Below are 12758 nucleotides of genomic sequence, written 5' to 3' on the forward strand. Positions count from 1 at the left end.
ACCCCTCCCTATTGAAAAGGAGGTTTCACACAGTGAATCAAGATGTATATATTTACCTACAACAATTTCAACAAGTTCTTCAAAAACAACAAGAAGCAATTCATGCATTAGAAGAGCAAGTACAGACATTAAGGAAAGAACTTGATGAACTAAAAGGCCGGCCCTCCTCTTCTATAGGAAAAGTAGAATATAAATTCGATCAATTAAAAGTAGAAAACTTAAATGGTACGTTAAATATCGGCTTAAATCCATTCGCAACGAAAGGACAACAGATTGAAGATTTTGAGGTGGATACAGAAACATTAAAAGTAAATCCAGAAACACAAACAAACCCTGATTTTTATCAAGGCATTATTCAAGAGATGCATCGCTATTTAGATGAAGAAGCATATAGCAGAATTCTTCATTTTGAACAAGAACAGCGGACACCACTCGATGATATGTATCGACAAATGATGATTGATGATATAAAAAAACAAATGGAGCATCGCCTTCCTTACTATTTATCACAAGTACAACCGTATGAAGAGATTACATCAGATCCTCAGTATATGAAAGATGCAATTATTCAAGCTATGAAACAAGATATTGATAAAGCATTCCTTTCCTTTATTCAGCACATACCGAACAATTTTCGAAAGGAGTAAGTTTATATGAATTTTAACGTGATAAATCGTGAAATGAAAGTTGGCCAGATTAAAATGAACGGGGTATCTTCATCTGCACTTTTTTTAATCGGTGATGCGAACCTTCTCATTCTCTCTTCTATTCTCGATACACCTTTCGAATCAGTTACTGAGGGTCCATTTGTACCTCTCGTAACTGCCGCGCCTACTACTCCAGGTTAAGGAGGGAGCTTTATGCTTCAGCACATTTCAGTTGTTCATCAATCCAAAGTTATTTCTATGGGGATTGCTAGTGTTTTTCAAGTTGGCGATGCGAAACAGATGGAATTAAAAAGTCGTGCACTTATTGTTCATCGAGAAATCCCTTTTTATTTAAAAGATGAAGGAAGTTTCGAGGCTTTTAAAATCTTTACAGATGAGTATATTACAATTCCCAAAAGATCGACAGATGTCAAAGTGAATATTATAAATGAATGCCCCTTCATTGAAGTAAATGATGTTACGATTCGTACTTTATTAAATTCTGCCTGCTTTCAAATCGGCTCCGTTGACTATGCATTTAATAATTCACGCATTCACCAACTCCGTCAATATATTACAGATGAACCTTTCAACAAATAAATCATATAGTGATGTTAAAGAAGACTAATGAAGTAGGTGAATAACATGCCCTCTGTCGTTGGAAACCTCGTTGTTCAAAATAGTAATGGCTCTTTTAACTTAGGTGACTTCTATAATGTCTCTCCTAAGGAAAATACAAAGGCATATAACGGTTCAGGAGCATCAAATGTTGCTTTTGTTGTTAATACATTTAACGGTGTCAGCGCAACAAATACATTCGATTCAGATGTTGCGGATCAAGATCAAATTGGAACGGCTTAAAAAAAGTAGGAGAATTGTTCTCCTACTTTTTTCGTTCTTTTGATTTTCTTGTTCGCGCTTCAATAAGTGTAATCATTCTTATTGTTTAGCCTTTGAATGATAACCCACTTTCCTTCAAAGCAGTTCTAAGTTTAGGTAAAGATGCTGACCCCATACCGTGCAGTTGTAAAATCTCTTTCTCACTACATTTTGAGAGCTGCTGCAAAGAAGTTATTTCATTGTATTCCAATGCTCTTCTTGCTGGTGCCGAGAGAAGTGAAAGAAATCCACTTTCCGGTTTTCGTTCTTTCTCACAGATCGGGCAAGAAGGACAATCGCTACTTTTATAGTATTGGTGTCCATTATCACAAGTTCTTAAACTTTTTTTGGAAGTTACCATTTTACATACTCCCTTCCTAGAGTTACATCTTTCCCCTTTTTCACATTTATACTTTGATGTATGTTTCACTTACTTTGTTAATCAACATGTACTATGTGATTTCCATCAAAGAAATATAAACACTTTTCTTTCACTGGATGATGTAAACTTTTCTCTAACGCTTTCGCATATAATGAAAGCTGTACTTTATAACGTTCTGCTAAAATCGGCTTTGCTTGATCGAATCCACCTGAGAACTTTCCTTCAATTGTATCTGTTTTAAAATCGATTAATACAACTCCATCTTCCTCTTCTATCATACAATCGATAACCCCTTGGACAAGTACAGATTCTCTGCTCTGATTTTGCCAATCTTGATACGCTTCTTCCGCTGAAAGCATCATCGTAAACGGCACTTCACGTTCTACACTTTTCGCAGCTAAAACACGCTTACCAAGATCCGTATCAAAAAATGCTACAATTCGATCAATCGCAATTTCTTCTGCTTGCTCAAATGTTAGTAATTCTTTATTTACCATTTCCGCAATTTGCTCTTGAACGGTTTCAAGCGTGATCGGTTGTTGTAAATTAACATGTTGCATTACGGCGTGAACAGCTGTCCCCCGTTCAGCATAAGTTAACCCCTTTTTCTCCATAAAACGAGGACGCGTTTTTATAGGCGTACGAAGTTTTTTAATAAAGGCATTATCACTTCCATCTTCCGATTGATAATTCCGCTTTATCTCAGTAACAGACTGCTTCGCCCGATGCGCTGTTGCACCTTCATACGCATATTCCCAAGTTAAACGAGCATACACCTCTTCTTTTCGTTCACTTTCTAGAGGAACAGGTTTTTTCTCACGAAGCGCTTCTAACAATTCTTGCTTTTCTTCTTGTACTGGTTCCGGTGCAAGTAAAGTGCCACCATCAACCACTTCCACTTTCCAGCTCGCATTGTATTCATAAATTTCATTTGGTATATTTCCTTGTCCAAGTTCAAGAAGCATTTCGCTATCATGATGTCTATATAGTGACGGTGCAATCCAATCTAAGTAACAAGATGCTCCTGCACGAACGTAATCCGGTAACAGCCAATCTGTATGCTCACGCGAGTCAAGCCATTTTTCAATTTCTTTTTCTTTATCTTTCACCGTACCAATTAAAATCAATTTTTCTTTTGCACGCGTTAGAGCAACATATAATACGCGCATCTCTTCCGCAATTAGTTCCATCTTCATTTTACGTTTAATGGCTAGTTGTGATAACGTTGTATATTTAATTCGTTTACGAGGATCAATAAACTGTGATCCAAAACCGAAATCTTTGTGTAATAAGAACCGTTTCATTAAATCTTGTGTATTAAAACGGCGTCCAAGCCCCGCTACAAATACAACTGGGAACTCTAACCCTTTACTTTTATGAATCGTCATAATTCGAACCACATCTTCTTGTTCGCCAAGCGCTCTCGCTGTTCCCATGTCGTCCCCGCGCTCTAAAATACGTTCAATAAAGCGAAGGAAACGGAATAACCCGCGGAAAGATGTTGCTTCGTACTGCCTTGCGCGATCATATAGTACGCGTAAGTTAGCTTGACGCTGTTTTCCCGCTGGAAGACCACCAACGAAATCGTAATAACCCGTCTCACGATATACTTTCCAAATTAAATCAGAAAGAGACTGCTGGCGCGCAAATTCACGCCACCCTTGCAAGAGATTATAGAACCATTGTAATTTCCCATGTAATTCTGCCTCTTCTTCAAGCGGCGCGCCTTGTAAGAAGGAACGCATCACTTCATAAAACGAACCTTTTTTCTCATGAGCACGTAACATCGCAAGCTCTTCATCATTTAACCCAACAATCGGGGAACGAAGCACAGCAGCAAGCGGAATATCTTGCATCGGATTATCAATTACCCGAAACACATTCATCATAACGGTCACTTCTGTCGCTTCAAAATAACCTGTCGCGAGCTCAGCGTAAACAGGAATGCCTTGTAATTTTAACTCTTCCATAATTTGCGGAGCCCACGGCATCGAGCGAAGTAAAATGACAAAGTCACGGTATTTCACAGGGCGCATGCTATCTGTTTTACGATCATATACTTCATAACCTGAATCAACCATCGCTTTAATTCGCTGCGCCATTAAACGTGCTTCAAGCTGTGCTTTTTCTACTTCTACACCGTCTTCTCCCTCTACCGATTCTTCTCCCTCAGACTGATGAATACATAACAGTTCGGCTGCTACATCTTCTCCTTCTGGGTAGCTCGCACCTAACTTTAGTTCAGCATCAGCATCGTAATCGATTTCCCCGACAGTTTCGCCCATAATTTGTTTAAAAATAAAGTTCGTACCTGCTAGTACTTCATGACGGCTGCGGAAGTTTTTGGCTAAATCAATCTTCATCCCGCCGTCTATTCCTTCAGGTGTAAAACGTTTATACTTTCCTAGAAATAAGCCAGGCTCTGCTAATCGGAATCGGTATATCGACTGTTTTACGTCGCCGACCATAAACAGATTACCTTTTTGTTCAAAGTCTTTCGTTACAAACTTAATAATTGACTCCTGCACAAAGTTCGTATCTTGATATTCATCGACAAGTACTTCGGCAAATTTATTCCGATATTGAAGCGCAACTGGTGATGAACGAAGCCCGCCATCGTTCGCACGTTCACTTAAAATTTGTAAGCAAAAATGCTCTAAATCTGTGAAATCAACCATTCCTTTATCACGCTTTATCGTTTGAAAACGCTCAGTAAATACTTTTACAATCTGAACAAGCTTTTCTAGTACAGGGTGCATATCCTTGAAATCACGTAAAAAGCTTTCTGGTTTCCGGCTAAACAACTCTTCTTGTAGCTTCTTCACTTCATCTTTCGCTTTATTTCTAAGTGAATCTACTTGTTTGACAATCTCTTCATTGTAATCACTCTTTTTAATACGCTTTAACGTTTGCCACGAAACATTTTGCATCGCTTCATATACACTTGTCCAAGACTGATGTGCTGCACTAGATAACGTCCCGAGTAACACAAGGTCCGCTTGTAGTGTCTCAATGCGAGGCGCTGGCCCATCCGGAAGCATAGCTAACTCAATTGCTTTCCGAATATGCTTTTCAGCAGTTTCCAGCTGAAACTTCACATCTTCTAATAAATAAGTTGCATACGTTAAGTCTTCAATTGATTTCCCTTCCACATCATATGCTTCGACAAGCTTATCCAGCCACTTCTCTGGATCTGGATGCGCCCTCGATTCCGTATGAAGCGCTAAAATCATACGCTGCAGGTCATCATCACTACGATCGCTTGTATATCGATCAACTAGTTCAAAGAAAATGTCATTTCCTTCGATTCCATATTCCTCTTCTAATATGTCATCTAATACTTCTTCTTTTAACAATTCATTTTCCGTCTGATTAGCAATGCGAAAACGTGGATCAACGTCGAGCATATAATAGTACGTTCGAATCACTTGTAAACAGAACGAGTGAATGGTTGAAATTGATGCTTTATTTAATAAGCTGAGCTGTTTCCGAACATGCCCTGATCCTGGCTCATCAATTAATACTTTTTCTAACGCTTCACCAATTCTGTTTTTCATCTCTTGTGCCGCTGCATTTGTAAATGTTACGACAAGCAAGCGATCCACATCTACTGGATTCTCAGCATTAATAATTTTGCGAATAATTCTTTCTACAAGTACAGCTGTCTTTCCCGATCCCGCTGCCGCCGCTACTAAAATATCACGGCCATCTCTGACGACTGCCTTCCATTGATCATCTGTCCATTGACTACCTTCAGGCTTCTGTGGCCAATTCTCTATCATTCGCCAACCTCCTCTCTCATTTTCTCCATCGCTTCACTATCTTTCATATCTTTTAACGTGCGGAACTGATTATCTTCAAGTGATTCATCAAACTGACAAACAGAACGGAAATTACAGAATGTACAAGCTGCTTTGTTCCCCATTTTATACGGTGCGATATCAATAACACCTTCTGTAATGTCTTTCCCGATGTTTTCAAATGTATGATGTACATATTGCTGTAAGGTTGTAAATTCTTGCTCACTTGCAATACTAGAACGCGCACTAAAGCTACCATCTTTTTTCAGACCTGCAGAAATAATGTCTGAACTTCCTGTTGAAAGCTTGTTATCCATCAATCGAACAACATCCGCATCTCCTAGTACGAGACCTTTCATTTTAAATTTCTTTAAAATTTCCTTTTCAATCTCTTCTTCCGAAGCGTCGCCTTTCATCTCCACAATCGGGTTATGAATATGGAAATATAAAACGCCAGCAGGTGATGCCGTTCCATCTTTTTTCATCCACGTATTCGCATTTGAAATAACAACGTCTAAATACGTTAACATTTGAAGTGCTAACCCATAATATACTTCTGTTAAATCTAAAGCTTTTGTGCTCGATTTATAATCAATAATGCGAAGGAAGGTACCATTTTCGTCTTCCGCTTTATCTACACGGTCAATCCGGCCAACAACTTCCATTTTCACACCGTTTGGCAACGAAAACTCCATCGGCGGAAGTGAGCCTGTCCCGCCCATACCAAATGGAACCTCTAAATCAACTGGCACAAATCCACTGGACTTCGCATGTTCACGAAGGATAAGTGACGTACGGAAAATGATTTGCTGTAACTTTTGTTTCAAATAATAATTCCGATTAGAACTTAATAAAATTTGTCTTTGTAATAACGGTGCGATTTCTTCAATTACTACGGCAGAAAGATGCTCACACTCTTTTATCGATAAATCAGCCCAAGTACGATTTTCCCTAAGTAACTTGTCTGCAATTTTCTTTAATGCTGCATGGAATAATTCGCCGATATCCGGTGCATCTAACTTGAAAATATCACGCTCTCTCAGCGATAATCCATGCTGCGCAAAATGAGCATATGCGCATCGATTAAATAATTCCATGCGAGAGACGCTTCCTTTAATTTTATCTCCGTATAGATCTCTACTTACAACTGAGCTAAGCTTCTGCGCACGGTTTCGATAAAATAAACTAGATAGTACACGACTACTTTTTTGCTTCCACTCGGGCGATGTAACATAGAAGTTGTAAACATCCCACCAAAAATCAAGGTTCCCTTCAAAACCATATCGTTTCCAATTTTGTAATTGCTGCGTTACATATGACAAGGTAACCTCTGGCGTTGCTACATACGAAATTTGTACCTGACGAGATAAATCATTCACATCATTCGTTACAAATACTTCTTTAACAGAAGGAAACATTCTTTTCACTTTCTTAATAAAGCTAGATGAAAGTAGCGTCTTTCCTTCTTCATCCGCAAGGGGGCAAGAAATATATAACTTCTCAGATGCACGAGTTACTGTTTGATAAATAACAAATTGCTCTTCTAATAACGTCTGCCTTGTTGTTGGTGCTAATTCTACACCAGCCGTAACGAGAAATTCCCTTTCTTCATCCGATAACATCCCTTCATCTGAAGGGGCTGCCGGAATGATTCCTTCATTCGCACCAATCACAAAAGCCGCGCGAATATCCGATAACCTTGAACGATCAATGTTCGCAATGAGCACTTGATCTAAAGAAGGCGGGATATTTGCAAATTGAAGTGCCTCAAGTCCCGTTGTCATTACATCGATAAACATTGAACGAGACATCTTTTCCTCACCAAGCATTTCTACAAATGTATCAAGAAGATTCATTACTTCTTCCCAAACTTGATCATGGTCACTTGCAAATAGAAAATTCCCTTCTGCCTCAGCACGCATACGCAAATCTTCCAGTTTTTTAGGAACATCTAATTCTTCTAAAAACAAATAAACCGCTTCACACATTTGTACAACTGAACTTGCACGTTTTAAACGCTTCTGCAAACGAATAATTGGTGTCCTTACCACATCACGAAGGCGGTTTATTTTCTCTTCCATTTCACGTTCGCTATCTGTTTGCATTCCGTTTACTCCATCTAGCGAACGATAACGACGATACGTCCAAGGCTCATCTGCCGTCCATCTCTTTCCTTGTACGCCATATGCTAAACAGTAATTTTCAAACTCATCCATTTCTTCGTGCATTGATTCTTTTCTCACATCCAACGGATATAATAATTCCGTTTTTATACAGCGAAAAATAGCATCATAGCGCCAATTCCCACTAATCACTTCTAGTGCAGAACGAATACATTCAATCAATGGATGATGTGACATTGGACGCTTTTCATCGATAAAGTGCGGAATATCGTAATCAGTAAACAATGTTTTCATTACATCATAATAGCTTTCTCCATTACGAAGAAGAACCGTAATATCTCTGTAGCGATACTCCTCTTCCGCAACAAGTCTGCGAATTTCCCTAGCTACACCTTCAACTTCCGCTCGCAAGTTTGCCGCTGTATATAATGTAATGTCTGGTTCACTTTGGAACTTCTTAGACGGACGAGATTCAAACTCAGCTTCTAGATGTGCCAATGCTGGCGAAAGAAAACGTGGCTGTTCTCTCATTGAAATTGTACTTTCAACTGCGATTTTCTCCTCACGTGCCAGTTGTTTTACCTTTTCATACGTAAGTACTGTTTGATAAAACAAATCTAGTTCACTTGTTGGCTGCGATAATGTTTTTTCATCTACTGTTAACGTAATTGTTATTCTTGCTCCGCAAATCATGAGCTGTCTAATAATCTCTAATTCCCCAGGTGAAAATGAATGAAATCCGTCTATATAAATTTCTGCGCCTTTTACATAATCAGAATCCGGAAGCTTTTCTACAAGCAACTGTAAATAATCTTCTGAATCTAAATATTTACCAATTAAAGCCCGTTCAAAATCATCATATAAAAGCTGAAGGTCGTACATTTTATTTGCTAATAATTTTTGTTCATCACCGCTACTGTGAGCATCTAACTGTTGCCACATCTCATATACATTCGATGGCGTTACATTATAACGTTTAAACTCGGCAATCATGCTGCCTAAATGCTCAAAAAAGCCATTTTGTTCTGCTGCTTTTTGAAACACATACAATCCTTCTTTACGCGCTTCTACAATTTTACGTAGTAACATATGCACGCCAGCCTCATCAATATGAAGGCGGCTTGCACCACCAACTTCTTGCAAGACCTTCCACGCTAACCTTGAAAAACTAAAGACTTGCGCCCTGATGGAGGCGCTAACTCCTTCATTACCTATTAAAGCTTGCTGCGTTTGGAACGTCATTTGTTCCGGTACAAGATATAAAATTGTTTCGCCTCTTGGACGCTGCCCTAATTCTTCTTGCACTTCATGTAAACAAAATGTACTTTTTCCACTTCCAGCTCGTCCAATCACAAATCGAAGCGACATGTAATCCCCACCTTTCACTTACATAACGAACGTTAGTTTGCTGTCATCATTGTATTATAGGACAGGAAAAAAGACAAACAGAGGCTGCTTGTCTTTTCCTTCCCTATAGGCTGTAAACTCTTTCATTATCCTTTTGAAAAATTCGTCTGCACTTCATTAATCGGCCAATAGCGTAAATCCACTTTCCCGACAACAGTATCTGCTTTTACAAATCCAAAATGCCTGCTATCCCAACTGCCGAGACGATTATCACCAATCACAAAAATATACCCCTTCGGAACAACCTTTTCTCTCGTTAATTCTTCTAACGTAAAATCACCTGTCAACTGCTGGCCTTCCGCTTGCCTCTTATATGTTTCCAAATAAGGCTCATCAATAAATTGACCGTTTATATACAATTTGTCATGCTTATATTCAACCCGATCGCCTGGTAAACCGATAATTCGCTTTACATAGTCTTCCTTTTTATTCGCATGAAACACGACAACATCAAATCGGTTCAACTCCCCAACTTGATAGCTAACCTTATTCACAACAAGCATATTTCCATCTTGAAGTGTCGGCATCATTGACTTTCCCTCTACAACATACGTTGAGAAGAAAAACGTTCGAAAAAAAACAGCTAATAGCACACCTATAAAGATTGTTCTCATCCACTCTAGGCCTTCTTTTTTCAAAGCTCGCTTCATCCGCCTCTCCCCTCACCCTTTTCCTATAATGAAGTTGTAATTACAGTGAAGACTAGTCTTAATGTAGTTCTAGCTTTACCTCAATCTTCTTACCGACATACCATAAAATAAAAATGACACCTATGACAATAATAGTTTTCACAGGCTTATGGATAAAAGAAGTTAAATCATGCCCAATATAACTTAAAATAAGAATCATGACTAACTTTCCAAGCGCTAACGCTAACACAAATTGTCGTCTACTAATACGTGATAAACCAGCCACAACATTAATAAGTGCAGACGGCGTAAAAGGAAAACAAAATAATATAAAAATAGGTGCGAATCCTTTCCGCTCAATCCATCCCATCGCTTTGCGCACTTTCGGATGTTTATTCACAAACGAGAAGAATCGACTTCTTCCAAAACGACGAATAACTGAAAATACAATTAATGCACCAAGAACCGATCCAAGCCATGAATACAAAAAACCAAGCCAAAACCCGAAGGCAACTGCATTTGCCATCACAAACAAAATAAGTGGCAGTGCCGGGATAAGTGCCTCTACCATCGGCAAGCTAATACCAAGGAGCGGTCCAAGTGCCCGATAACTAGCTACAAGCTGATCCATATTTTCTGCTGAAAAATACTCTTTGATTGTTTGAAAATCCATTCTACAATTTACCCCTTTGCTATATTCCTATCTCTACTTTATCATCGCTTATTGTAAAGAGGAAATGGTAGATACGACATATGGAGATGTATTTATTAAAGTTCCATAATTTTATGTAAAAATCCTTCATTATTATTGTATGATAATCTATCATTATTTGACAGGATGTTACATATTGAGAAATAAAGTACAACTTTAATCAGTGGAGTTTTCTTCATCCTCCACTGATTATTAGCCCTCACCAATCGGGTATTTACGGGCAGTTATCTCCCACCTATCTTCTTCACTTCTCCCGGAATCTTGAGGTGGGAGTCTTAATGCTCGCAAATAGCGGGATAAATTTATATCCCAAAAAACGTCCTTTATCTTCCTTCATATTGTAAATTATCAATCCAGTTTTCAACTAAAATCAACAACCGCATTATTATAAATGGGCAAAAATACTATAACAGTGGTTCCTTTCCCTACTTGGCTTCTTATGTTTATTTTTCCACCATGACTTTCAATAACTTGATAACTAATCATAAGCCCAACACCCGTTCCCTTTTCTTTTGTACTATAGAAAGGTTCCCCTAGCCTTTTAATTCTTTCTGGTGGAATACCTACTCCTTTATCTGAAATACAAATCATAACCTCGGTACTATTATGTGTTTTCACGTTAATGGTGATTTCTTGACCATTCTGTATAGCTTCAATAGAATTTTGTAAAATATTAAAAAAAACTTGTTTTAATTGAATTTCGCAGCATTCAACCAATAAATTTTCAAAATCCATGTTTAATGTAATACGAATATTCTTCATAATTGCTTGCGTACTTATTAAAGCAACCACGTTATCTAATATAGTACAAAGATTTTTAGGTTCAAATACTACAACGTTCGGTTTTGCAATAGATAAAAATTCTTGAAGAATTGTTTCAATACCTCTGATTTCAGAAAATATTAGCCTAAAATATTCCTTGTCTTCTCCTACTTCTTGTTGTAATAATTGCATGAACCCTTTAATTACTGTTAAAGGGTTACGAACTTCATGAGCAATTCCAGCTGCCAATTGCCCTACTGCTTTAAGGGTGTCTGATTTTTTTAATAATTCCGTTGTTTTTTTACGTTCTGTAATATCACGTACAATAATCATAATTTTATCCTTAAAAAGCGGTAAAAGTCTCGCTTCAAAATAATAAATTTCATCATCTAGTTGTAGAGGATAATCTATTAAAACCGGAACAGCTGAAATTTGTATTTGATTAATGGCTTTCTCAAATTGCTTTGTTATAGAAACAGGTAATACCTCTTGAATTTTTTTCCCTATAAATTCTTCGATTTGAACATAAAATTTAGATATAGAATTAGTTTTACACTTCCTAATGGTCCCATCAAGGTCTGACAAAAAGTATAAATCAGGAATTGCTTTAAAAATTAATTCCAGTTCAGCCGATGTTTGTTTAAGATTTTCTTCCATTCTCTTACGGTTGGTTATATCAATCCCAATTGCTCCAATATTCCATCCTAAAATAGGAATACTCTGTAATATATTTGACCACATGATAGTTTTTATCTCACCATTTTTACAAGTTATGTTCACTTCCCAATCCCTAAAATCATTTCCATTTTTTAATAAATCGTTACATAACTGATCTCTATAAGCTTTATCAGGGTGTAGCAATTCTATTGCTGTAGGATTGTTAATAATTTCATCTGCACTATATCCAGTTACTAATTCACATTCCCGATTCCACATAATAATACTTCCTTTTTCATCAAGAGCATTAATCATAATCGGCATATTTTGTAATATGCTATATAAATGATTTTCATCATGTTGTGTTACGGTTTTTATTTGTGAATTTTTTTCATGAAAATTTTTTAAGTATAATTGTTGAGTTGCCATCTCTTCAATGAGATTTACAATACATTTAAAAGGTGTTATCTGAGAATCTACAATAACCTCTTTATTAATACTTGTCCCAATAACAAAGGTCCCTATATGCTCCTGTTCAATAACGATGGGAATATGAGTTTCTTTGAACAATTTGCTTTTTTGATTATAAAAAAAAGGTTCGCCTTTGAAAAATATAACATTTTGATTATTATCGAGGAGACAGTATGGAACTTTAGTTAAATTATAAAATTGTTCTGTTATGTTCTTGAACTCGTTTATATTTATAAGGTCTTTAAGTGTATATCTCATTATTTAACCCATCTCCTTTTTATTTAATATA

The 12758-nt window shown here is 37.4% G+C and carries 10 protein-coding genes; 4 read left to right on the top strand and 6 right to left on the bottom strand.

Translation table 11 applies throughout. The annotated features are described in order from the left end of the window. Positions 1-32: 32 nt before the first annotated feature. Genes MHH71_RS10000 through gerPF form a run of 4 tightly spaced genes read left to right on the top strand, consistent with a single transcriptional unit; the run spans position 33 to position 1508 of the window. Positions 33-647, top strand: a complete 615-nt coding sequence (locus tag MHH71_RS10000; protein ID WP_006093914.1) for a spore germination protein GerPC — start codon at positions 33-35, stop codon at positions 645-647. Positions 648-653: 6 nt separating this feature from the next. Further along, positions 654-848 carry a hypothetical protein gene (locus tag MHH71_RS10005; RefSeq protein ID WP_018766557.1) on the top strand — a complete coding sequence of 65 codons (195 nt, stop codon included), beginning with the start codon at positions 654-656 and terminating at the stop codon, positions 846-848. Between the two features lie 12 nt (positions 849-860). Then, entirely contained in the window at positions 861-1247 is a 387-nt protein-coding gene (locus MHH71_RS10010) for a spore germination protein GerPE (RefSeq protein WP_006093913.1), read from the top strand. Between the two features lie 45 nt (positions 1248-1292). After that, positions 1293-1508 carry a spore germination protein GerPF gene (gerPF, locus tag MHH71_RS10015; RefSeq protein WP_003195867.1) on the top strand — a complete coding sequence of 72 codons (216 nt, stop codon included), beginning with the start codon at positions 1293-1295 and terminating at the stop codon, positions 1506-1508. An 85-nt stretch (positions 1509-1593) separates the two neighbouring features. Here gerPF and MHH71_RS10020 read toward each other — a convergent pair whose 3' ends face one another. The 6 genes from MHH71_RS10020 to MHH71_RS10045 form a co-directional block, all read right to left on the bottom strand. Beyond that, positions 1594-1887, bottom strand: a complete 294-nt coding sequence (locus MHH71_RS10020; RefSeq protein WP_006093912.1) for an RNA polymerase alpha subunit C-terminal domain-containing protein — start codon at positions 1885-1887, stop codon at positions 1594-1596. Between the two features lie 77 nt (positions 1888-1964). Further along, positions 1965-5690 carry a helicase-exonuclease AddAB subunit AddA gene (addA, locus tag MHH71_RS10025; protein ID WP_033798720.1) on the bottom strand — a complete coding sequence of 1242 codons (3726 nt, stop codon included), beginning with the start codon at positions 5688-5690 and terminating at the stop codon, positions 1965-1967. Continuing rightward, a complete protein-coding gene (gene addB / locus MHH71_RS10030; protein ID WP_033798719.1) occupies positions 5687-9199 on the bottom strand; it encodes a helicase-exonuclease AddAB subunit AddB in 3513 nt (1170 codons plus the stop codon). Before addB ends, addA begins: the two co-directional genes overlap by 4 nt. Before the next feature lie 125 nt (positions 9200-9324). After that, a complete protein-coding gene (lepB, locus tag MHH71_RS10035; protein WP_006093909.1) occupies positions 9325-9888 on the bottom strand; it encodes a signal peptidase I in 564 nt (187 codons plus the stop codon). 58 nt (positions 9889-9946) lie between these two features. Then, positions 9947-10540 (bottom strand): TVP38/TMEM64 family protein, encoded by a 594-nt coding sequence (locus MHH71_RS10040; RefSeq protein WP_006093908.1) that lies wholly within the window; start codon positions 10538-10540, stop codon positions 9947-9949. A gap of 399 nt (positions 10541-10939) precedes the next feature. Then, on the bottom strand, positions 10940-12727 hold the full coding sequence (locus MHH71_RS10045; protein ID WP_033798718.1) for a PAS domain-containing sensor histidine kinase: 1788 nt from the start codon (positions 12725-12727) through the stop codon (positions 10940-10942). Between the last annotated feature and the right edge of the window lie 31 nt (positions 12728-12758).

The organism is Bacillus sp. FSL H8-0534 (genome assembly GCF_038005885.1).
GTDB lineage: Bacteria > Bacillota > Bacilli > Bacillales > Bacillaceae_G > Bacillus_A > Bacillus_A pseudomycoides.